The sequence below is a fragment of the Bradyrhizobium sp. HKCCYLS20291 genome (genome assembly GCF_051167715.1).
Taxonomy (GTDB): domain Bacteria; phylum Pseudomonadota; class Alphaproteobacteria; order Rhizobiales; family Xanthobacteraceae; genus Bradyrhizobium.
The window spans coordinates 76,419-101,959 of record NZ_JBNPTO010000025.1 but is presented as its reverse complement, the minus strand read 5'-3'; the positions used below and the strand labels follow the sequence as shown (position 1 = coordinate 101,959).

The window sequence follows — 25,541 nt, the reverse complement described above, 5'->3', positions numbered from 1 at the left end:
CTCGCTTAAGTTGTACGTGTCGAGTTGGCTTTTTGGCGAGGCGGTTCTCGCTGTGAGACCGCTTGTGAATCGGCCAATCCGGGCAGCTTCCGAGTGGGCCGCAAGGGGGAGCGATGACTGACGAGACACTCGCGCGCGAACTAGGCATCGGTGACGCCGCGCAAGACAAGCAAAACAAGCCCGAATCAAGTAACTTACCTGTCGCGCCAGCGGCGCCGGATTCGCGCAAGGACCTAATGACCGATGGCGCCGTTCCACCGGCACGATATGGTCAGGTGATGGCCTCCGATGGCCAACGCATGGTCATGTTTGGAGGGGCCGTATCAGGATCTGGTGCGACCGTATACCTGAACGATACGTGGATCTTCTCGGGCAGAGTTTGGCAACAGCTCTCGCCGACGACGAGTCCACCAGCTCGCGCATTTGGGGTGATGACTTATGACGGCCAACAGTTCGTGCTGTTTGGCGGCGCCAACGGCGAGCCATCTCATCTAAATGATACCTGGACGTTCGACGGCATCAACTGGACTTCAATCACGTCCAGCTCGAGTCCGTCGGGGCGCATGGGGGCTGGGATGATCTATGACGGCCACAGGTCGGTGCTGTTTGGTGGCTCCGATGGTAGCTTGGAACTTAGCGACACCTGGACGTTTGATGGCATTTCCTGGCGACAACTCAACCCGGTTACGACCCCTCCCGCGCGCTATAATCACGTCATGGGGTTCGATGCAGTAAGGCAGCAAACCATTATTAGTTGCGGCATCGGCTACTTTGATAAAAATGACACCTGGATATTCGACGGTACGAACTGGACGCAACTACAGCCCGTCAACGCTCCGAGCCTTCGCAGCGGAGCCGCTTGTGGTTTTGACGGACAGAGGGTCTTGATTTTTGGCGGATATTTTGGTTCCCAACCGAACTACGACGACACTTGGTCGTTTCAAGACAACGTATGGACCCAACTTGAGCCAACGAACAATCCGCCGCCCCTCTGCTTTGCGAAGATGGCTTGGGACGGACACGAGCTGGTGCTTTTCGGCGGAGCCGATAGCCTTAACCAGACTCAAAATGCAACTTGGCTTTTGAGTGGCAATACCTGGAAAGCTCTTTCGGTTGCGCTGGAATCGGTGACCTTTGATGGCCGGGTCCTCGATCTGACCTGGGCATGCCTAGGCGCCATTCCGTCAGGCACTACTTTCAGTCTCTCGATTACGTCCTTGGGGAGCACGTTGGTCGATGAGAACGTGGGGCCTGCCTATCCCGCCGCAGCTACTGAAAACGCATTTTGCTGGCGGCTTGATCTCTCGGCGCTGCCCCTCTCGGTCCTGAGTATGTCTGCCGTCACGGTCAACCTCGTCGGCACCGGCAGCGGATCGACCTCGATGCCCATCTACATATTGAAGCCACTAATCGTACGAACCGTCTATCAGGGCGGCACGTTAGCGGGCGGTCTGCAATATTTGGTCACCGCGCTGAATCAGGACTACAACGGCCAATCGCCACCGCAGTTCATCGCGACAGTGTCGTGGAACGGCACACCTTGCTACAGCACGTCGATATTGACCAGCACGATGGATCCGTCCGGCAACCCGCAGGTCATGCTGTCACTACCAGCGACGCTGCCGTTCTTCGCCGGCTCGTCCCAGATCCCTCCGGGCCTCGAGCTTGAGGTCTCGCTGGCCCAGGCCAACGGCATCAGCACCGGCCCTGCCGGCCCGGCCGCGAGGCTCCTGATCGCGACGCCGGAATTTGTCACTGTCTCGCAGCAAGACGGATCACTGGCGGTGACGCTCGCCTATCCGCCCGACGGACCGCCGCAGAACGCAGCGCAAGTGACGATCTGGCGGGGCGACGGCACGGTGCTGGCCGTGACCACTGTGGTGGGCACGACCGCGAGCATCCCGGTGGCGCTCAACGCCGGCCCCGGCTACACCGCGACGGTCGCGGCGCTGGCCGGCGAGAGCGTCGGCCCGCCCTCCACGCCGGTCGACCTGTTCTCATCCGCTCCTCAACTGACCACCGTCAGCTACGACGGCACCACCGTTCGCGCCAGTTGGAGTCCGATCGCCGGCGTCCCCGGCATGACCGGCGTCATGGTGAGCGTCAGCAGCGGCGGCGTCGTGGTCGCGAGCACCACCGTCAACGACACCGGCGCTGCCCTTGACGTGCCGGCCGGACCGGCTGGGCTAACCGTACAGACCCGGATCATCGGCCCCCAGGTGCAGGGGCCGGCGTCCCAGGCGGTCGGTGTCTGCACATTGAAGCCGCTGATCGTGCGAACCGTCTATCAGGGCGGCACGCTGGCAACCGGCCTGCAATATCTCGTCACCGCGCTGAATCAGGACTACAGCGGCCAATCGCCACCGCAGTTCATCGCGACGGTGTCGTGGAACGGCACACCTTGCTACACCACTTCGATATTGACCAGCACGATGGATCCGTCCGGCAACCCGCAGGTCATGCTGTCACTACCAGCGACGCTGCCGTTCTTCGCAGGATCATACCAGATCCCTCCGGGCCTCGAACTCGAGGTTGCGCTGGCCGAGGCCAACGGCATCAGCACCGGTCCTGCCGGCCCGGCCGCGAGGCTCCTGATCGCGACGCCAGAAATCACCGCAGCGAACTTTTCCCCATTCGCCGATGTCAAGGCCATCGGTGAACCACAGGACCGCACACGAGACATCGAAGGAACTGCCGACAGCAAGGGAATGCCTGACCACGACCGGTCGACGCCGGCCGCGCAGCCGTTGGCTGCCACCCACACCGCTGGTGCTGCTGGAGGACGGCCAGTGCCGCCGGTGCGCGCATGTCAAATGATGGCCTCGGATGGAAAACATGCTGTCATGTTTGGAGGTACAGGCAAGAGCGACACGTGGATGTTTTCTGCCGGCTGCTGGCAGTCTGTTTCCGTAGAGGCAAGTCCACCGGCCCGTGGCAATGCGGCAATGGCGTATGGCAACCAGCGATTCGTCCTGTTCGGCGGCAGCGAGAGCAGCACTTTTTTCGATGACACCTGGGCCTTCGACGGAAGCAACTGGACTGCGATCCCCACAAGCAAGAGCCCTCCTGCGCGCCACTCTTGCGCGATCGTCTATGATGGCAAGCGCTTCATCATGTTTGGCGGCGTAGGAACCAACAACTCCCTCTTCAATGACATTTGGGCCTTCGACGGGACCGATTGGACAGAGCTGCCAACTACTACACGCCCAGATGCGCGCTGGAGCTTTACAATGGGCTTTGACGGTCAGCGCTGCATCCTGTTCGGAGGCCTGGACCTTCAGGACAACATCTTCAACGATACCTGGGCTTTTGACGGCACCAACTGGACGCAACTGCACCCGCAAAACACTCCCCCGGCGCGTTGGGCATCTGCCTATGCCTGCGACGGTCGCCGCTTCGTCGTGTTCGGTGGCTGGTCGAGCGGCCCTCTGAGCGATACCTGGTCATTTCAGGAGAACCAGTGGACACAGCTTCTCCCAACGGTCAGCCCCACGGCCAACTTCAACGCGGCGATGGCGTTCGACGCACAACAGTTCGTGCTGTTTGGCGGAGAGGTCGGTGACGGCGCGACCTGGCTACTCCGTGATGACGACTGGAGCAAGTGGTGTCCGGATCCAGTGACCGGATCGCTTGCGGTGACGATCGCCTTCCCACCTGAGGGACCGCCACAATCCGCTGCGCTGGTCAAGGTCTGGCAGGGTGACACCGCGGTCATGGCAACGACAATTGTGGGCACGACGGCCCGCTTCCCGGTGACCCTCGATGCAAACGCGAACTATAGCGCGACGGCAGCCATCCTCGCCGGAGAAAGCGCCGGACCGACATCGTCGTCGATCCAGCTGTTGACGTCAAAGCCGCAGCTGACCGCCGTCAGCTACGACGGCACAACCCTCCGCGCCAGCTGGAATCCGATCTCCGGCGTTGCGGGCATGAGCGGCGTCATGGTGAACATCACCAGCGGCGGAATGGTCGTCGCAAGCACCACGGTCGACGACATCAGTGCTGCAGTGAATGTACCCGCTGGCGCGGGCAAACTCGCAGTTCAAGCCAGAATCGTCGGCGACCACGCGGAGGGGCCCAGCGCAAACGTCGAATTGATCACGGTCGTCCCTTCCAAGCTTTCCGCGATCACGGATCCAATCGCGGGTACGACGACAATTTCTTGGATCGCACCAGACGGGTTCACCGTCTTCAATCTTGCCGTGTACACTGATGGTCAACAGACCGGCCAGGTTCTGGCTATCACTGCCACGGAGTATACGTTCCCCAACGCGCTGTCCCCGAATACACACGTTGCGGTCGGGGTCGCAGCGGTCCAGACTTTAGACGCGACGACCGTAACCGGCCCCTACAGCGCCCCATACCAGCTCCCGACCGCGACGCCCGACCTCCTGAGCGTCGAATACGACGGCAACATCGCAACCGTTCATTGGTCACCGTTGGCGGCAGCCAGCGGCTACACGGTGAGCATTCTCGCTTCCGGCGCTGCCGCCCCAATCGCGAGTTGCTCCTCTGGAGCGGCGGTCACAAGCGCCGCAATCGCGCTGACCAGCCCAGACCCTTCAAGACAATACTCCGTGGTGGTCCAAGCGCTGGTTGATGGAAACAGCGGCCCGCCGAGCATTGCAAAGCCTCTTTTCTCACCGGCGCTGTTTCTCTCATCCGCCCCCGCTTCCAAACAATCGCCCTATATCTTTCCTGGGACATCGTTGGCCCTGGCACCATCGGACATACAGCTCTATCTGCCCGACCTTGGACTTGGAAAGGTTCTGACGGGACTTCCAATCACGCAGGGCGCATTTACGTTGGCAAACAATGCCAACCCAAACACCAGCAGCACGTTTCCGTATACGGTATCCATCCCGGCTTCGAGCGAAGCCTGGACATTCGCTGCTGCACCCGTCCGCAGCGAGTTGCAGGCCGATTGGGTGAGCTTCCTTAAAGCCGCCGAGGTTTCCGGCGTGGTCCCCTGGGGAATCTCGGCGCTGCAGCTCGCGGTTTCTCGAGCGATGCCGCAAACGTTCCTGGAAACGCTCTACTACGCGTACGGGCTGGACCTTGGCAGGGGCTATGCCGACCTTCGGCCCGGCATGGTGCTGCGAGTGGCATTCGCCAACTATGTCAACGTGCCGGGATCGCAAGTCCCATCGTGGATCGAAGGTTATGGCGGCGGCTCGACCATCGACTACGATGTCTCAGCTTACGTCAACTCCGGCGGCTGGCGGCTTGGCTTCGATACCTTCACCTCCCAATTGGTGGCCGCAGGCGTGCTCACCGTATCGGCGCCGCCAAGTTCTCCCGGGCCACAGACGGAAGCCGGCATCGCCAACGCGGCCGACCTGTTCTATCCAGCCTTTTGCCAGCCATTCTACCGCCTGTTCTTCCCGAGCGAACTCGTGTCGCCCTCTGGAGCGGGCACCATTCTGACGGCATCTAATTTCGTGCTCGCCGCGGCCCCGAGCTTCACCACGCTGATGAACAGCGTCAACTATCCTGGGACCAACAACGTTGTCGCTTTCTTTCGCGGCAGAGCCGTCGTCACGCTTTGCATTCGGGTCACGATCAACGATCAGGACCAGATCGTGCCGATCGGAACGACTGTAGGCAACATTCTCGAACGGTCGGCACAACGGCCTCCAGGAGCCGCACTGGCGATCAATGGTCTGCGCCTGGAGCGAGTCTGCGGACCCGGCGTGATAGATCCAAGCGCCGGATTCCAAGTTGGCAAGAGCCTCAGGGTTCGTCTCGACTGGACTACGATGTCGATCTACGGGCCAGCCCAGGATTCTCTGTCGCTGCCGCTACTGCACGGCGACCGGTTGACAATCGGGCTGTGACATGGCGCTCGAACCCCTCTATCTGCAGATGGACAAGCTCGCGCTCTACGCGCTGAGCAGCACCGCCGACGCTGGGATCCCAGGGTATTGGGCCGGCTACCGACCCGGCGCGTCGTCGGCATTGCAAACGACAGCCTCGCTGACCTCGGTCTGGCAGGACACCGGCGGGGTGTACCTGTTTCTCAACGAAGCTCTCGCGAACCCGAGCGCGTTTCTCGCAGCCTTTGATGCTCTTCGCACCAACCTGCCATCCACGACCCGGATCCTATGGCTTGCCAACCCGAACGATTCACCCGGAGCCTGGCAGCTGCAAACGCTTGGCGCGATCGCGACGGGGTCGAACAGCGCCATTGCCTGGGCCGTCAGCCGTCAGGCGATCTACGCCCTCGGCACCTATGCCGTCACTATCCAGGCCGGTGCGGCGCTTGCGCAGCTCAATCCCAAACTCGGCTTCGGCATTGGGATTGAGGCCGGCAGGATGGACTTCATGGCTCCGGGCGGCAGCTACCCAGCAGGCGAGAGTTCGGCATGCATCCCCCTTGATGGACCCTCTCTGGGAGCCCTGGTTGCGACGCTTGCGCTCGTCAATGGCGCCGCCGCCCCGCTCGACGACTTCGCCCGACTGGATGTTGGTTTGCGCTATGCCTTTCCTGCTTCCGATATCGCCAGCGGAGCCGTCGATACGTTGCGAATGCCGATCCTTCATCAGGACGGCGCCGCATTGACCGTCCATCTTTCCTTTGATCCGCTGAATCCGCTCATACCGGCACGCACCAATCTGGGATTCTTCGCCCCCGATAGCTCTGGATCGGCGGCGCCCACCCTGGGCTGTAGTCTGGTGACGACATACGGGCACGCCACGACGCTGGCGCCGCAAACCGCAGCGTCGCCGCTGTGGAATGCACGCCTCGTGTTTTGCGCCAGTCCCCAACTCATGACGGACCGGCTCGAGGACGGATACACGGATTACTACCTCGCCCCGGATGGTGCCTTTGCCCTCGCGACAACGACCGCGGCGTCTGAAGCCGCGGAACTCGGCGGTGTATACGCCGATCGATTGACCCTCGGCCTATCCGGACTGGAATATGTCGGCCTTCGCGCTGGTAGCCCAACGGTCGCCCTGTTTCAGGCGGGACAACCGGCGTTCGCCTCCAACCTGCGGAGGGGCAACAACGATCCCAATGATCATGGCGCAGATGGGCCCCTGCTCGATGCGAGCGCCACGACCTCCTACATCGCATTCCTGCCTGCGGCGTCAGGCGTCGCGGGGCTGACCTATTTTGCGCAGCCGCTGCAGGCGCCGCTGTACAAGGCTGACGCAAACCTGGGCGCGAGCTTTTTGGGCTACCATGAGATGCCGGCTGCGACGCTGCCTGCCTGGACCAGCGGCGGCACGCCTCCCGCGACCTTTCCGGTGGGTGCCTACTCCGGAATCGACGGAACGCAGGTCGATGCGGCTCGCCTTTTGGAGCAGGCTGCTCTCGCGCCGGCGCGCCGAGCCGCGATCAGCTCGTCGACGGCGTCGCCGGACGAACGCCAAGACGCGAAATCCACTTACGCCGTGACGCCACAAGGAATGGTGGCGATCCTCTCGGAGGACGGCAACACCCTGGACGGCATTGTCGTCGGGAACCTGCCGAACGCCGAAGTATCCCAACTCAAGTTCACGCGCATCGGCCCAGCCTTTCAAGCAGCTCTTCAATCCAACGAGCTGTTCTTTGTCGTTTCTAACGTCGACACATTCATGGCCTCCGGCTCGGTGGCCTACCGGCTCGACCCGGTCACGCTCGGCTTGTTAGGCCCAGCTGGCGTGCCCGACTCAGTCGTCGACGCGCTGTCCGCGCTCGTCACGTCAATGACTCCTCCATATCCGGTATTCGACACCGAGACCGACTTCACCGAGGCCATCGAGGCGACCGCAGGCGACTTCCTGTCGATCGTGCTGACCGTCGCCGGCCAATTGAAGGCCGAACTGGATGGCTGGACCTTTCAGCTCTCACCCCGGGCGTGGCGCCCGGGCTCTGTCTCGCCGACGGTGATGATCGCCAAGTTCAACAACCGCACCCTGCAACAATGCATTTCTGATGTGAGTGCGTGGGGCTGGCTACAGGCCGCCCAGGATTCGTCAGGCAGCGCGCTGCCTACCCAGAAGATCATCCAGGACATCTTTGCGGCTGCCGCGTCGGCTGCCCCCGGAACGCCCCTGGCCCGCTTCTACCGTGACGTGGTGTGTTCGCCCTACTGGAATGGGATCCTCTTCCTCAACGCACCGGTGTCGGTCGGAGAACTACCGGACGCGCTGCAGTTCCTGTCGGCGGGCATCGACCCTGGCCAATTCTACGCGCATCACATTGGCTTCTCGCTGACGCCGTTCAGCGCATCGGCTGGAACGATCACCCTCCAACAAACCGCCGTGTTCGCGCTGGTCGAGTACAGGGACCCGGAGGATCTCTGTCTCACTTCAAACATTCCATTCGCCTTCAAGACGCTTGCGCTCAGCGCCCGCTTTGCCAATGCGGCGCTGGTCGACTTCGCCGTACAGGTCGAACTGATGCTCAATCGTCTGTTCGGAGTCGAACTCTCGCGCCGCAATCCGGACCGCGGCAACAACCTAGTGCTCGACGGTTCCTATCAGCGAACATCAGGCGCGCCGGCCTACTCCTTCGTCCTGCAGGGTCAGAACATCTACGATACGTCCCGCTCGGCGCTGAAGAGCATCGAGGTGCTCGGCGCTCAGCTCCAGACCGCGACGGGAAGCGGCAATGGCGACCGCGTCGTGACGCGCTTCGTCCTCCGCGGCAATCTCCGCTTCATCGACCTCGATCGGTTCGATCTGTTCTCGTTCGGCCAGGAGCGCGTATTTCCTGCCGGGCAGGCTCCCGCGGACGGCTACCTGCGGTTCGCAAACCTCGTGGTGACAATGAGCTTTCCTTCAGCTGCGCCCACGAGCCAGACATTCAGCGTGGACGAGGCCAGTCTCAGTTTTGATCCGGCCAACAGCCGCGCCCGCCCGCTCTCGTTGGTTGCCAACTTTCCGATGCATTTCACTGCTCTCGTCACCAGCCCCAATATCGCAGCGCTGGGCGAAACACCTCAGGGACAGACCCCCGAAGATCTCGGCTACACCTCGATCTCGGCACCGCTCGCCCAGACACCGCTCTCGTCGCCCTGGTACGGCCTCGTCTTCGCACTCGATCTCGGAACGATGGGCGCACTGGCTGGAAGCGCAGGACTCGTCGTGCGGCTGCTCGCAGCGTGGTCGCCTGGCCTCACCGCCGACGACTGTCCAGTCTACCTCGGCCTTCAGCTTCCCAACGCGCGATCGCTCGGCACCGACTGGCCGCTGGAGGGGGTGCTGCGACTCGGTTTCCGCAGCTTTCAGTTCGAGGCGAACGCGCTCCAGACCGGCGGCCGCGCCTACATGCTGCGTCTGAGACGATTGGCCCTGAGCGTACTCGGATGGAGCTTTCCACCGGGCAATACCGACGTTTTCCTGTTCGGCAATCCGAACGGTGGCAGCTCGGCCGGCAGCCAGGCCGCACTCGGCTGGTACGCGGCCTACGACAATGGCAGCGACACAAACGGCACGCCTGCTGTGCCAGACTCCCGCGCAGGCACCGTAGCACGCAACGCCAGCACGCGCGATGAAGCGTCGGATAAGCGCGCTGGCCAGATTGCTAAGCGACCAGACGCCGCTCGTCGGCGTCGTTCCGGGCGACGCACTCCGCGACAAACATCGGGATTGTAAGGGAGCAAAAGATGGCGGCTGATCTAGTCGTTTGCACAGTGTACGACGTCGGCCAGGGGGCGTGCAATTTCTTCGAGATATATGACTCGACGGATCACACAAAGCCTGCACACACCATGCTAATCGATTGCGGCACCGCCGCGAAGACCTCTGCATGTAACGACGCGGTCGATAAGATCGTAAAGATACTCAAAACGATGGTGTCTCCGACTATCGACACCTTGATACTGACACACAGCGATAAAGATCACATCTCGCACATCGTGCGTCTTATCGAACACTTCAATCCGCCTGGCGGGAACAATTCAGACCTACCAACACTCAATATCAATCGCATCTATTTCGGCGGAGATAGAAATAACTATTCGCTTGGAAGACGAGGCAAAAAGAAAAATGTTGTCAACAAGGCAAGCAAGTACATCAACAAATTGACGCGCGAAGCTTCGGTGAAGAGTCCGGGACCAGATCAAACGGGATACGACGCTTCAAAGAAGACCTGGGACCCTTTTCACGATATCGACGGCGTCAAGCTGTATCTGCTGGCTGGAAACACGCAAAAATCCAACGTCACGATACTTGCAGAAGCACCAAAAGATGCAGCGGGCGGTTACTTAAAAAACATGGTTTCATTAGTTGTTATTGTGGAATTTTCAGGCGTCAAGATTGTTGGCACCGGCGATGGGACCGGCTTGACTATGGCTAGGTGCAACCAAGTACTGTCGCCTTCACCAATAGATTCTTCTTTAGACTATTCATTGCTCGATGAACCGCTAAAGAATGTGTTCATGGTGACGCTTCCGCATCACGGCTCCTCTCTCACAAGCTTTGAATTACTCGGCTTAAGCGATGATAAAAACAGCGCGAAGAAACTCGCAAAGAAAAACGTCGTAAACTTCGCACAAAACATGTCGACAGAAACGATTACCGCCAGCGCCTACAAATACGAACACCATCATCCAGGAACAAAACTAATTCAATGTTTCTCCGAAAATCTGAAGCAGACAGCAGCATATTACGAAGATCCCTGCTTAGCGAAAACGGGACGACACTTTTATACTGTGTATATTCCATCTGGAACTTATAATGCAACTATTAATCAACAAGATGAAAACGCGATGGACATTGAAAAACTCATAAAATGGCCGAACTCCGTAAACTACTTCACAGTTCAAACTCCGAACAACATATTTACAACGATGTACTTTTTGGTCGATCGCCAAAACACCTCCTCGTATGACTGGTGCGCCGTCTTCCCAGCCGGCACTGGCTCACTCTCAAGGGCGCCTCTCGCTAAAGCAAACGTGGAGAACGCTCCGCCACTGCCGCAGTCAGGAATGACCTGGAAGTTCAGCATCGACGGCAAGGGCGGGAAGACCGTCTCCACAGTACCCAATAATTTTTCGCGATTGTCACCACTACCAATTCAAACCCCCGCATTCAATGCCCCCGTCAAGATGAAGCCGGTGACGTCGTCGATGCGACCTTCTGCCAAGCCACGACTATCTTCGATTTCGACTTTCCGAGGGCTGACGTTGGTACCCTAAAATTGACCGTCAGCAAGCAGCTCGGAGGATATCGGACATGTCGCTGACTACGGTCTACGCGGCACTCAACGCCAGCCTAACTGGCAACGCTCCCAACTTTAAAATTGACCTCTACGCCGCGTCTGCGCTTCCAGCTCTGGCATCACTCCGCGGCGTGCTGTCTCTTTTCGGAATTGTCGGGTCCTACGAGCTATCGCAGGCACATCTTCGTCTGGACGTTGGCGGGGTGGTGCTCACAGGCATCGGCAAATTCTGCGTCCCCGGAGCTGACTTTGGGTTTCAGACCGATGTCACCGCGCGCGTTATGGCCACGTCTGCATCGTCCGCGGACGAGTTCGAACTCGCTCTTAGCATAGACAACCCTGGCTGGACTTTTGGACGAACGTTTCCGGTCTTGCCACCATCTCAGCAACTTGAGGGACAGTTCGCTTCCTACACAACATCCTTTTTGACGCTCATGCGCATGGACGCACCAACGTTCACTGCCAGGAGCGTGCCAGGTGCGATGGTGCGACTGACCGGATTGCTGCCATTGCCGCAAGCGCCGCCCGCGCTGCTTCAGCACGTCGACCTGCTAGCTCCATGGCCGCTCCGCGTCGATGGAACCGTTGCCATGCCGATGAACTCCACAGAGCCGCCGGAGCTCGATTTGATTGCGGTCTCCACCGGCCTGCGACTGGAGCTTGGTCCGTTATCGGTCAATGACGTCGGCCTGCAGATACAAGCCTTCCGCGGCCTCGACGAGGAAGAAGCAGGTCTGACGGCTTATTCGATCCTGAAACTCGCGGGTACGTTCTCGATCGGAAGCGGGCCCGGCATTCGCGGAAGGATCTCGACGCCGATCCTGCTCGTCGGCGAATCCTGGCATTTCCTGGCTCAATTCGAGTCCGACGCCAACAGCGAACTCAGTAAGGGTATCGAACCCATTGACGACCTAGTCGGGGTCTCACTTGGACAGTTTCTTCCTCCCGGATTTCTCGATCTTGTTGGTTTCTACGTGTCCGACATCGAACTCGTTGTCGGCCCGATTGATGCCGGCGGAGTTGCCCCTGAGTTTAAGCAGATTGGAGTGACGCTAGCTTCAAAAAAGACATGGAATCCGCCAATTCCGTTCGTGAGCCTTACGAACGTGGCAACCCGGTGGGTCGTAGGCTGGACCCCGATAGCCGGCAAACAGGAGCACTACATCACTGGCTCGATCGGCGGCACGCTTTTGATCGGCGCAGCCAACGCCGGCACGGAAGGACCAGCATCGTCTCCAGATTTGGAGACCGGCGTGTCGGCCGAGCCTACCAGCGTGGCTATCGACGTCACGGCGATGACCCCGCGATTTGTCATAACCGGTAAGTTGCAGGACGACAGCTGGATTCCGCTGGGCGCCGGATTCCGGGCGTTCTTTGGCGATGGCGGGCCTTCAACCAGCCAATCGCTCGCTATCACGGACCTTTCCGTGATGGCGGACCTTCGTAGCCAGACCTACAATGCGGAGGGCACGATCGCACTTGCCCCGCTCGGATTGGAGCTCGATCCGGCCCAGGCTCCGGCCGCCATCTGGACCATTCGGCTTGGTACCAATGTGTACTTACATCTCACATCCCTCCTATTCAAGATCGAAGCCGTCCAAGGAACCGTAACGGGCGGCATCACGGGACAAATTGTGTTGGAAGGAGGAGCTCCGGCGGGCGATCCCGACCCTTACATCGTGATATCGGCAGCTTATTGCGGTAGCGACTCACTTGATGGCTGGATATTCAGCGGACAACTCTACCCGGATTCGTTCCTGGAACTCACCAGCCTGGTATCCAATTTTCTCGGCATCCCCCCCCCCACCGACCTGCCTACGCTCTTGATCGAGCGGCTTTCGCTCACTTTCGCCACTCGCTCCGAGGCGTACTCGCTCTCCGGCACCATGGCGAGCAGATGGTCGCCGCAACTGTTCGGCAGCCAGCTTCATTTCTCGGCCGTCGCGAGCGTCGACGTGGCAAAGGCGGGCTCGGATGTCCCGGTCCGCGGGCGGCTCGAGGGGCGCTTCGCCATCGAGAAGATCGCGGTCGGCGTCGCCATCGACATCGGCGTCGAAAAGCCAACCTATCTCTTCAGTGTCGAATTTGGAGGCGCGAAGCTGTCGGCCGTCACCGGCTGGCACGGCGAGAACCCGCCTCATCAGGTGCTCTCGCTTCAGCTCACCGGCGTCACCCTCGGTGAGATCCTCGAATACCTCGTCGATCTGGCCGCTCCGACTCTCGGTTTCAAGCTCGACCCTCCGTGGGACGTCCTGAACCGGATCGAACTGTCACGTTTCGTGCTGACCATCGACCCAATCGACCGGTCGATCGATCTCGTCTACACCGTCGATTCCGAACTCGTTCTGATGTATATCGACCAGATCGGCGTGCGATACTCGCGCCGGGACGGCGAAGCTGCGGTCGAGTTGATCCTGACCGGACGGCTGCTCAACCGCACATACACCTTTGGCAAGCCGCTCTCGTGGAATGTGGTGAAGGATCCACCGCCTGCCATTCCGGGCGACGGCAATGAACTGGTCGACCTTCGCTACCTCGGCCTCGGACAGCGGATAACACCCAACAGCGAACTGCCGAACACGGTCAGCGAAACCATCACGCTGCTGCGTTCGGCGATGCGACAGCCAGATCAGGACTCGACCAACCCGCTCGATCAGCCGACCGGGGCCGCCATGCGGTTCGCGCCGGAGAGCGAATGGCTGATCGGTCTCGAGGTTGGCCTGCTTGATGCAGTCGATCTGGCTCTCGTCTTCAACGACCCGCGGCTCTACGGTCTGGCCGTTGCTCTCAGTGGGGAGAAGGTCGGGTCGGCGGCCGGACTGCGCTTCGAGATTCTCTACAAGAAAATCTCCGATACTGTGGGCATGTTCCGCGTCGAGCTCCGCCTGCCGGAGGCGTTCCGTCACATCGAGCTCGGCGAAGTGTCGATCACGCTCGGCGTCGTTGCTGTCGAAGTCTATACCAACGGCAATTTTCTGGTCGACCTTGGATTTCCGTACGACCGCGACTACGACCGCTCGTTTACGGTTCAGGTATTTCCGTTCATCGGACGTGGCGGGATCTATTTCGGCCTGCTGGACGGAACGACGTCGCGCCGAGTACCGGCCATCACGAATGGCAATTTTTCACCCGTCATGGAGCTCGGCATCGGGCTCGCGGTCGGCGTGGGGAAGGACATTTCGGTCGGACCGCTATCCGGAGGGGTTTATGTTGAGCTCGAGGTCATTTTTCAGGGCGTTCTGAGCTGGTTCAACCCTGCCAGCAACGGTACGGCCCCGGCGAAGTACTATTGGGGCCAGGGGATCGTCGCGATCCATGGCAGGCTCTATGCGCAAGCCGATTTCGCCGTCATCAAGGTTTCGCTCACGATCGACGCCTACGCGCAGGCAAGTGCGGTTTTCGAGGCCTACCAACCCACGCTGTTCCGCCTTTCGGTTGGCGTCAGCATCGAGGCATCGGTCGAGATCCTGTTCATCGAAGTCCAATTCACGTTTGAGGTCGATCTCGACATCAGCTTCACGGTCGGACGCGCCAGCCCGACGCCGTGGGTGTTGGCGTCCGGTCAGGGTACAACGACGCAGCGACGCCTGCGAAGGAACGTGTTGCCGGCCCTCATGCGTGATCCGGCCCGTCGCACCATGCATCTCCGCGCCGAACACCTCGCTGATCTTCGTCGGACCGGTCGGCTCAGTCCAGCCCTGCCGGCATCCAGATTGACCGGGGTTGACGGGCCATACCTCCTGAACTGGAATCCGAAGCTCGCCGTATTCTCGACTTCTCCACGCAACATCCCCTTGACGATGCTGCCGGCGTTCAGCCTGACCCAGGTGCCCGTAAGCTGGACGGGCGCCAAGCCGGACAACCCGAACCCAAACTATCAGGTCGCATTCCTGTTGTTCGCACCAAACGGGATCACGCCCGGCTCCGCCTCGGCACAACAGACGCTGGCACGCTCCGCCTCCTCGAGCGCACACGCCAACGAAATCGGAGAATTGAGCGCCGACCTGCTCATCGAGGCGTTCCTGCGTTGGGCGATATCCGCAGTCACAGGCTCTGCGGGTGGTGCCGGCAGCAAGATCACGGCGGGCCAGCTCGCACTGCTTGCCGAGCAGATCGATCGATCAGAAACCGCCAGCGACGGCTTCTCGTGGAGCAATCTTGCGACCTTCTTTGCGACCAACCTGACGCTTCAGATCGCTGGTGACCCTGGTGGAAGTCCGGCTGCTCAATGTGGAATGGCGATACCCATCCCACCCGCTTTGACGTGGACCTCGCCGCAGGCAAATGGCGTCGATCTCGCCCAATACAATCTGGTCGGCCCGCTATACGAATGGGGCGTGGATCAATACCGTGCGCAATTTTTTCCCTTGACGCCACAGGTCAGTCCGGCCCCGGCTGACGATCCGAAACAATATGAATCGTTCGCGACCTATCTGTTCTGCGACTGGTGTCTCATGGTCGCGAAAGCCGCTGCGAAAGCGGCTCGCGACACAATGTCCGCGTGGACCTACTCCGCCACGACGAACGTTTCACTCGCGACCGTCGCGGCAAGCTTCCCAAATGTCACCATTCCGTACGCCCTACGCAACGGGGATACAGTCGACAGCGTCGCCGCCGTCCTTGGGGGCACAGCTGCGGAACTCCTCGACCTGAATCCGGGACTGGAAACTGTGCTCCAAGGCGCCCGAGCCGGCGCCACAATTTCGGTGAAACTCGGGGTCTCCACGGAAGCCGTCGCTCTCGCCAACGCCGACGTGTCGCTCGCTCCGTCCGTTCTGCTCCCGCTTGGCGCGATCGACTACCAGGCCACTGCCAGTGACACGCTCCAGAGCATCGCCACAAGCTTTGGCTTCAACCTTGCGGCCGATCTCCTGGCAGGCACGGATCTGGCCGACCATCCTCGGCTCCTGCGCCCGGGATCGAGCTTTTCGACTCCGGCGGCAACGTATACTCCCCCGTCCGGTTTCACCCCGGTCTTGACAGCGGCGGCCTTCTACGTCCGCTGCTTCGGTCGGATCGATATTCCCTCGGCCGACTGGTATGCCCAGACGGTCTTTGATTTCAACGCAACAGCGCTCCGTGGCGTCGGCCATGACAAGCCCATCCCCGCAGGGACGAGCCTTTCTGTACCGGCTTCCAACGGAGATCCTGACCCGAAGAACGCCATCAACTATGTCACCCTTCCGGGCGACACGCTGATGCGAATCGGCGCAACCCTCTCGCTCGCCCAGAACTTTGCGAGCGGATCTGGCCCCGACGCCGATTGGCCGCAATTTCGTAACTCGGTTCAACAAGGGGCCGAAGGTGAGATCACGCTGCCGTCCATCAAGATCGTCATCCTGCCTGGAGAGACCGTCAGACTGCTGGCCTCGCGCACCATCATCCAAACCAACAACCTGAAAGGGCTGATCGGATGGCTGGCGAACGCGGCAGTCCTAGATCCCTTGGCGGTCGTCACCATAGCTGACGCCAAGGTCACGACCGGCACGTCTGATACTCTGTCAAGCGTCGCCACGGCCTACGGGCTGAGCGTCAGCGATCTCGGCCGTCGCATCGAAGCCATGGGCATCTTTTCGGGCAGCCCGACCGCACCGCTCACACTGACCATCCGTCATCTGCCTGTACAGGATATCGACGCGCTTGTTGCGCGGGTGATGACTGGTGCAGCCCCTCCCAGCATCTCAGGCCTGTCATCGAGGCTGCTGCTGTCCGGGCTTCAACTACCAGGACCGGTCGTCGATCAGGACACCAAGCAGATCACTGCCAACGGCCCATTGACGGCGCTCTATGGCCTCACCGGCCAACAATTTACCGGGCCCGCTCCGAACCTCAATCAACCGAACGACACTGCCCTCAACGTCACCTTCACGGCTGATAGCGGCTTCGGTTGGATCGAATTGCAGGATTCCACCACGGTTGGTTCGTCCGAGACACTCGACGCCCTTCTCGCGCGTGTACCACATGCGCACGAACTCAACGGCGCACTGACGCGGCCAGGCCGCGTAGCGCCAGGGCTGGTTGTCCATACGGGGGCGGTCGCCTCGCTCAAGTTCAGCTACACCAATGCAGACCTCGATAAGAGATATCCTGCCAGCGGTCTTGGTCTCTCTCCCGTTGGCGGCCCCGCCCCCTTGGCAATGGCCGGACAAACCCCACGCACTTACGGACTTGACCAACGAGTCGAATTGCAGGCGCCAGAAGCGCTGCCGATTCCAAAGGCCGGAATTACCCCGCTCACTGGCAACCCAAGTCTATGGCCGCTCCCCGATGCGTTGCTTTCTCGCGCACGTCGCTCGGATAAGACGCCCTTCGAGATTGTCAGGGCCGGCAATCGCGTCGATATGAGCGACCAATCAGACACCCTTCTCAACGCGACGTTTGCCACCCACTTCTCCTTCAGCCTTCGTCGACTCGACCCCACTGATCACGTTTATGAGCTGCGCGGGGTCAGCCCCGGCGATCGTCAGATCCTGCTTGCGCTTCGCGCCTATCTCCTCAACCCAGATACGCCATCTGCGACCGCCTACCTGATGATTGCGCCAGCGCCTGACTCCGGCAACACCAGCGGCCTTCGTGTTCTCGCGAACGATCTCAACCAGACGTTCCTGGTCAAATCCAACTTGTCGACCGAAACCGTCCCACCTGCCGCGCGACTATCGACCGATCAGTCTGCAGATGACCCAGCGCCTTTTGGCGCCAAATTGAGCGACCTCTCCGCGTTCCTGTTGCTACTCTGGGAAGGGAGCGTGGTCGGCGGAAGTGGATATTATCTGAGATTTTCGACGCGGCTCGGCGAAGATATTCCCTCCGGCGCCTTTGAGCAGAATGGCGATGTGACTTTGACCTTGCTTGCCATCGTGGGCGAGCAGCAAGTGCCAGCCCCCAGTGGAAGGCAGCTCTTCGCCTTCAATACCTGCGCCCTCGTCGGAGCGGGACTGGACGCCTCGGCACACGCACTATTCGTCGAAGCCACCGACAACTCTGAACTTGTCACCCAGGCACTGGCGCCGCCAGGCACCATCGGGTTTACTCTGGGACTACCCAAGCCGATCCAGACGCAGACCCGATCAGCAGATGTCCAACTCAAACAGCTGTTCAGTCTGCTCACCTACCAACTCTCGCCTGCCACCGGCTCGTCCTTCCAAAGCTCCAGGATCGGGCTACCCGCGGGACCGCAAGCCGATGACGGACTCCAGCTCGCAAGCTGGGAACGGCAACGCTTGGCACGCTGGAAGCGAGCCGGACGAGCCAGTTTGGATCCCCCATCTCCCGGCCAATATTGGCGGTACGATCAGGCGATCCCGATTGCCCGTTTTGGGCCTCCATCGGCAGCGCCCGCAGTCAAGGGACTGCCCGATCCGGATCTCGATCCGTATAGGGGCATCGGAGGCCAAAAGGCTCGGCAGTCGGTTCAGATCCAACTCGGCTTTGCGGATATTCTCGGCAACGTCACTGCCCCGCCCTCCAACAGCAGTGATCCAACTCCGGGCATGCTTCAGCTCATCTGCGGCTATACTGACCCTCTGACGGCACCCGGAAGCTGGCCCGCCGTCACCACTTCGTACATGGTTACAAAGACGACTGACGGAGTGACCCTTTCGATCACACTGGCCGCACAAGCAGGCGTCCTGATGCCGGGACCCGATCAAGATCCCTCAGCTGCATTGGACGCGGCGGCGCGCCAGTCGGAGCGGTCTGTCACGTCCTATTACCAGTTGATTCAGCCTGACGTGACCGCCTCAGTGTTGACAACTCTCTATCAGGCCGTTGACGGATCCCCCCAAGCGATGCCGATTGGCGTTGCACCGCTCTGGTGCTTCGCATCAGCCGGCTATTTGGCGGCGCGCGCGTCCGCGTCACTCGTGCCTGTTCGGCCGGCTGCCTTGAGCCCATTGACGTTGCAGCAGATTGCAGCGAGCTATGGGACCACCTTTGCGGCACTGGCCCAGACAAACGCAAATACCCGGATCTTCGACCTGTTTGGACCAGCAGCGCTGACAATTCCGGCATTCAGGGTTTTTGCGGCAGGCGACACACCCGATGCCCTGGTCGCCAGTCTTCCGTCCGGCTGGCCAACGCCAACAGGCGTCGCTCTCCTTGAGCTATCCGACAACGCCACGGTGCTTCCCCTGCGGTCGGGTGTCATGCTCACCATTCCCTCCCGAAAGATTACAGTTGCCCCAACCATCCCAACGGCATCTCTCGAATATGTTGCGCAGACGCATCACACATCGCCAGCGATGCTGGCCAGCGACAATGCATTCGCGGGCAACGTGCTCGCTGACGGCTTTGTCTTTGAAATTGACGGCGTGACGGTCGAAATCGGCGAGAAAACGCTTGATGGCAACTCCATAAAGACGTTCACCGACGTCGCGACGGCGTTCGAGGCGCTTGGGATCAACCGGACGCTGGGCGAAATTGCCTTCGCAAACGCACAGCGACCGGGGCTGTTCGTGTCCGGTGCCATTCTCGTGACAAATCACTACGTCGCGGCGTCGGACGATACTTTGGCCAGCAACCAAAGCGGAGCCAGCATCTCCGAGCTCGCCGCCAACAATCACAATGTCGCCGACCTGTTCGATGCTGGAGCTCTCATCAGTCTCGGTGCGTTTCCGCAAAGCGCGGTCGTCAATTCAGATAGTCGGGAGACCCTGTTGGAGTTTGCCGATCGGTTCGGTTGTCCCCCTGAGCAACTGCTTGGTGCCAATCCAACGCTCAGCATTCGTCCTGCATCAGAGCTTGTCCTGCCGGGCACACTGGCGATTGCAGGGGACACCACTGGGCTGTTCGTTCCCTACACCGTTCTGGCCGGTGACACGATTGACGAAATCGCGAAAAAATTCGACCTTCCCGAAGATGCCGAACCGACCGACGTCAATTTGGCGCACGCCAACTTGAGAATGCCAGGGACGATCGCGGGCGACCAGAACTTGAGCGTCACGGTCGAGGGAAAGACCTATCAGACGTCCACGCAGGCGGGCGACAGTTTCCAGACTGTCCTGCTTCGCCTTCAGACTCAATCCGCAATAATTCAGCTTGCGGACGTCGTCGAGGCTATCGAAGGCAAGTCCGGCTACTTGGCCGCAGGCGCCCTTCTGGTGTGTCCGCTCGCCCGCCTGCCCGCTTCCGATCAGGACCCGAACTGTGTCTCGCCTGATGCCATCCCAGCCCTCTATGGTGTGAGCGCCGTGTCGTTCGCCCAGACGAACGCGGCGCTACTCGGTTTGATCGCCAAGGGCATCAGCATCTCTGCAGCCGACGGCTCGATTTCGGTTACAACCGGTGAGCACGACACCTTGAACAGCATCCTGTCGCGCTTCGCCAGTCTAGGCATACAGATCGGGATCAAGGATGTCATAAGGGCCAATTATGACACCGCCTTCTTCAACGTAGGCGCACGCGCATTGCTGCCGCCGGCAACAATCACGCTGGCAGCCAACTTGGGTCAGGAAGTCGGCCCGTTCTCGCATCCGGCCTTCCCTCTCTCGGTGTCTCTCAGGGTCGCCCGGAACAAAGCGCTAGTTAGCCCTGAGTTCGCGACGCCAGACCATGACGGGCCTGCCGAGCGCGCCGACAGTATGGTTCCGGCGCCATTGCAGCCGGAGGGTAGCGGCACCGAGGAAGCGCTTACACTTGATGCGTTTTCTGCGTCCCTCAGAATGGCGCTGCCATCGCTCCGACTTGCTACCGGCCGGGTCAAAGGCATAGCAGCCGACCTTTGGGTCGTCGACTTCGGAGAAAAGGGAGTTTCATCAGTCACGGTTGAGCCGGGCGTACCGGCGCCGAACGAGCAGAAGAAGTGGCCGCGCTTTATGGCGCTCCGACCACTCTATAACTATCTTGTCACTCGCGATTCTATTGCGGTTCGCAAATTGAACTCGGATGGCACGCTCGCTTCGACGGCGACTCCTACAAGCTATCAGGCAATTGACATCGAACCCTGGGCAAGACGCTTTCTTACTGACGTTGACCTCTTTCTGACAGCTCCTTACGTGACCCGCACTTATCAACGCGACGGCTCGCGGGCGGCCCTTATGCAGATTCTCACCGCCAAAATGATGCTCTCGGAGGCCATACCGCGGGGACTGGACGCGGTACTAACCCTCAAGGACCCGTCGCTCGAAAGCGGCCGCAATGATGCAGTCCGTCGACTCGCACAGGAGCTGAAATCCACCTTGTCAAGAGCGTACGATACGACAGCAGTGATCCAATATGATGTGGCCGTCTCGTCACCATGGTCCGTGCCAGGCTCGAAGTTGCCACCGGCACGGTTGTTCGGGACTGCGAACCCATTCGTTGCGAGAACGGGACAAGGCGAATCTTCAACCCCGCCCTACGATCTGACGACCGCAAAAGTGTCGCTGGATGCGCCGCAATCATTCGTTACGTTTCTGATGAGGATCGCCGATCCCTCCCGCCACCGGAACGTCCCGATTGACCTCACATACGACATCCTTGATCTTGAGATGAATATCCGCCAGACTCAGGGCGCCAGCGACTATGAAGATTCTGACTGGCTGAGTTTCGCCCCGCCTATCGCGAGCCAGATCATCCCGAGCGGCGTCCAGACGTCGCTCGGCGCCGCGACCGTACCGGTTCCACTACGAGCCTTTCCAGTCCTGCCAGCGTTGTTGGGCCAATCCTATCGCGCAAGCTCTGAGATTGTTGCATCTCTCGGACAGACGATGCAGTGGACATATGGTCTGACATACTCTCATGAGCATGCTGAACAGGACGAATTGCTGGTCACGACGACCTACAACGTCCCGCCAGGGGTGCTGAACCACGCAGCCTGCGCCAAAGACGTTGCAACAGAGCTTGCGAAGTACATAGCCGTTGCTGATGAGCTTTGGGCGATCCTTTCCGGCTTCACAGCCTCAGGCGAGTCGAACAAAGCTGTTCTCGATGCGGCAAGCAAAACGTTCGCCGAACTGATCACGTCTGTGGCAGATGCCTGGGATAGCCATTGGACTGCTGCAATCGTGCCCGATCCCACCAAGAACAAGACTGGCGTAGAGGAGGACGTACCCACTCCACAGCTGACGGCTTTCAAGTTCCGCGTCCGACTCACATCCTACGAAGGCGAGGATGGCTCCTACTACTTGGACGATCTAATCTTGGTGTCAGAACAGTCCAAACCGGGTCCTTCGGGCGACTGGCCAGACGCCTATTGCCGAGCAGCCGACGGCAGCCGTATCCAGTTGGGCCAGGGTAAGGCCGATGGGCAGGTGCAAACCTACCACTTTCCAAGTCTGTCGCCGATCCCCGCCGCCATCTTGCCGCAGATCACACTTGAGTGGAGCGGCCTGGATCTTTGTACGTTCCAGAACGCCCGCGCCTCAACGAGCGTACGCCGAAATCCAAAGCTATTGGGTGATGATGGCCCGGAGACCAACGAAGGCTTTGTTTATCGAACACCGACCATCGAGGCAGCAGAGATCATCACTCCACTCAATACATGGCCAGAACGCATCGACATCACGCGTCTCGGCACATCGGTCGAGCTCGCCTTGGCGACAGCCTTCAAGGCTCTCTTCGGAGCCGCGACGAATGAGATCGTTACAATTGGTGTTTCCTATGGCTATGAGATCGTGCCACAGACGGACCAGAGTGAAGGCCTAGTGTCCTACCTACCTGTTGGACTCTTTTCGAGCCAAACTGTCAGCTCCGGCACCTCCGCCACAATCGCCAACATGTTGGCAGAGTGGGCGAGAGCGAAAAAACCCGCCACGAGGGGTGGCGAGTGGATCTTCTCACTCACCGTGTACTCCCAAATCGAGAAGAGCTGTCGCCGCCCGTTGCTATCAATAGATCGCCTCGTATATCGTCCGACGGAGGCAGGATAGACGGTCGATTCTCGCTGGCGGCAGCTGTGACCGGGTTTTATGAAGGCCTCCGTTCTGACGTCGAACCTTCCCCGCCTGCGCTAGATCCTGGCCTCATCTATCCCATTTCTAGGGCGCGCTGATCTTCGACCAACGGCAAGCTTGTCAGTGCAGAGCTCGGGTGGAAGCTTGTCCGGAATAGAGAGAGGAATTTCACGATGCGCATCGCGACACCCGATCTTCTTAGCCCGCTCGCTTACCATGCGGTTGCCCGCTGTCCTTCGGAGGGCCTCGTCGATCTCGCTGAGAACCTCGTGCAATTCTGATGATATCGACTGGTTCGTCCAGATCATGTCGAAGTCGATGCGTCCGCCAGACATCCATGAAAGACATGCGATCGACCTCATGGTCTCGCCGCACGGTATAGCGCCGCTTCGCGCCGTCAGGATTCACTTGCCAGATACGCGATACACCTTAAGCGTAGCTCTGCGGCCCTCTTGATCGACGCTTGACGTCTATTTAGCTCGCGTGGCGCGTCGCCGCGGTTTCCATTTGTCGCACAATGCCTTGACGGCGGCTTCGAGCGCCTTCCGGTCGACGACGTTAGGATCGAACTGCTCGGGGCCCCAGCGGCGCATATGTTCGTGCTCTGGATGAGCAGATGAGCAGGGTCGCTGATGGCGTCCAGACATTCTGGCATAACCCGGAGCACCGTGGACGTCTTCCGGAGGACAACGAGCGGCAGCCTCGAGCAGGAGGGGACAGGCAATAACGCGCTGCGGTCTGCGCCGCCCCAATCGAACACGTACAGCGCATTCGGTTCCTCCGGGTTTGAAAGCCCCGGGTCGAACGTTGGGTTGCGCGATATCCATTGGCGTATACCTGCGATCGCAGAGTCCGGCACGGAATGTCGACGAGTGGAGGTTTTGACCAGCATATTCCTTACCTTTTGCATGATCAGAGGTCCAGCACGTGGTTGTGGTATGCGAAAAGCCGCATCGTCGCGACGACGCAGCTCTGCTTGCAGACACCCCGAAGATGTTCATCTCGGACTGCTCCGGCGTCCTCCAAACGTTCTCGATGACCCGTCAAAGTTTCATCAAAGCTGCAAATCCTATTCGGCTGCATGACCGATGGCATCGACGATGCCGGATTGATTTGCAGACAGTGGCGCCAGGGGGGGCCTGAGAACGCTCCTGCACTTCTAAGACGCAACCATGCACAGGATGGCCTAAGCTAGTGTCCTGAACCAGAAGTTCGCAACATCGGGGGGTGTTTTGCCGGGGCATTGTAACGGCAGAAGCGCTCGATGGATGCAAGGATGTCATCGGCGGATTTGGTCCATCGGAACGGTTTGGGATCAGCGTTGTGTCGTTCGATGAAGGAGGCAATGTCCGCTCCAAGGGCGGCCACGCTGCGATAGACGCCGCGCCTGATCTTCTTGTCGGTCAGGAGCGCGAAGAAGCGCTCGACTTGGTTAAGCCATGACGAACTGGTTGGGGTCAGGTGCACGTGCCAACGCGGCCTTTTGGCGAGCCATCTCCGGATCATTGGAGTCTTGTGGGTGACGTAATTGTCCATGACCAAATGGACGTCGAGCTCGCGCGGCACGGCAGCCTCGATCTCGTCAAGGAACTTGCGGAACTCAGCGGTGCGGTGGCGCCCGTAGCACTTGCCGATGACTCGTCCGGTCGCAATATCGAGGGCGGCGAACAGCGATGTCGTGCCATGTCTTTTGTAGTCATGGCTCCTTCGGGCCGCTTGGCCGGGACGCATAGGCAGCATCGGCTGGCTGCGGTCCAGCGCCTGGATTTGGGACTTTTCATCTACGCACAGAACGATGGCGCGCTCCGGCGGCGAAACGTAGAGGCCCACGACATCCCGCACTTTGGCCACGAAATTCGGATCGGTCGAGAGTTTGAACGTCTCCATCCGATCTGGCTGGAGCCCGAAGGCCCGCCAGATACGTTGTACCGTCGATACTGATAGGCCGCAGATCTCCGCCATGTCGCGGGAGCGCTCCAATGGGTAGCGTTCTCAGGGCAGCTCTCCAACGTTCTCACGATCACGGCTTCGATGCGGGCGTCGTCGATCGTGCGCGGTGCGCCAGAGCGTGGTTCGTCATGCAGCCCGGCCATGCGCTGCGCCATGAAGCGCCGCCGCCACTTGCCTACGGTCTGCCGGTCCAGCCCGAGCTTGGCCGCCACTTCCGTGTTCCGACCACCTTCCGCACAGGTCAGCACTATACGGGCTCTCAGAGCCAGCGCCTGCGCCGTCTTCCGCCGCATCGTCAGCGACGTAAGTTCGGCACGAACATCATCGCTCAGTGTCAGTGGGGCAAGTTGCCGGATGGCCATTGGAAACTCCGTCGCCGTTTGCCTCCATCCGTGGCACGGCAACGCGAATCTACCGCGAATCTATGATTGCGAACTTGTGACTCAGGACACTAGCAGGACGTAGCCGGAGCATGACTTGCCGCATGCGCTACTACTTCCGCCGCGACGGACGGCGAACACCCTTCCCGGCTTACCCGGCTGTCGTGAATTGACACCTAAGAAATCAAC

General features: G+C 60.1%; 5 protein-coding genes and 1 pseudogene. 4 read left to right on the top strand and 2 right to left on the bottom strand.

All coding sequences use genetic code 11. The annotated features are described in order from the left end of the window. The first annotated feature begins 113 nt into the window (after window positions 1-113). Genes ACQR07_RS34650 through ACQR07_RS34635 form a run of 4 tightly spaced genes read left to right on the top strand, consistent with a single transcriptional unit; the run spans window position 114 to window position 22,998 of the window. The gene (locus ACQR07_RS34650) at window positions 114-5,837 is read left to right on the top strand and encodes a Kelch repeat-containing protein (protein WP_434906525.1); all 5,724 of its coding nucleotides are present in this window, start codon (window positions 114-116) and stop codon (window positions 5,835-5,837) included. 1 nt (window position 5,838) lies between these two features. Then, window positions 5,839-9,585 carry a hypothetical protein gene (locus ACQR07_RS34645; protein WP_434906524.1) on the top strand — a complete coding sequence of 1,249 codons (3,747 nt, stop codon included), beginning with the start codon at window positions 5,839-5,841 and terminating at the stop codon, window positions 9,583-9,585. Window positions 9,586-9,596: 11 nt separating this feature from the next. Then, window positions 9,597-11,129 (top strand): hypothetical protein, encoded by a 1,533-nt coding sequence (locus tag ACQR07_RS34640; protein ID WP_434906523.1) that lies wholly within the window; start codon window positions 9,597-9,599, stop codon window positions 11,127-11,129. 37 nt (window positions 11,130-11,166) lie between these two features. Then, window positions 11,167-22,998: a hypothetical protein gene (locus ACQR07_RS34635; RefSeq protein WP_434906522.1), complete on the top strand. Its 11,832-nt coding sequence runs from the start codon at window positions 11,167-11,169 to the stop codon at window positions 22,996-22,998. A 494-nt stretch (window positions 22,999-23,492) separates the two neighbouring features. On the opposite strand, the gene ACQR07_RS34630 is transcribed toward ACQR07_RS34635, so the two are convergent. Both ACQR07_RS34630 and ACQR07_RS34625 read right to left on the bottom strand, forming a co-directional pair. Continuing rightward, the gene (locus tag ACQR07_RS34630) at window positions 23,493-23,849 is read right to left on the bottom strand and encodes an IS1096 element passenger TnpR family protein (protein WP_434906521.1); all 357 of its coding nucleotides are present in this window, start codon (window positions 23,847-23,849) and stop codon (window positions 23,493-23,495) included. A 364-nt stretch (window positions 23,850-24,213) separates the two neighbouring features. Continuing rightward, window positions 24,214-25,334, bottom strand: a pseudogene (locus ACQR07_RS34625) (IS630 family transposase). Window positions 25,335-25,541: the final 207 nt, after the last annotated feature.

Excerpts from the sequence above, each read along its gene's own strand:
- ACQR07_RS34650 (WP_434906525.1), top strand. The coding sequence starts at position 114 with ATGACTGACGAGACACTCGCGCGCGAACTAGGCATCGGTGACGCCGCG.
- ACQR07_RS34630 (WP_434906521.1), bottom strand. The coding sequence starts at position 23,849 with ATGGATATCGCGCAACCCAACGTTCGACCCGGGGCTTTCAAACCCGGA.
- ACQR07_RS34640 (WP_434906523.1), top strand. The coding sequence starts at position 9,597 with ATGGCGGCTGATCTAGTCGTTTGCACAGTGTACGACGTCGGCCAGGGG.
- ACQR07_RS34645 (WP_434906524.1), top strand. The coding sequence starts at position 5,839 with ATGGCGCTCGAACCCCTCTATCTGCAGATGGACAAGCTCGCGCTCTAC.
- ACQR07_RS34635 (WP_434906522.1), top strand. The coding sequence starts at position 11,167 with ATGTCGCTGACTACGGTCTACGCGGCACTCAACGCCAGCCTAACTGGC.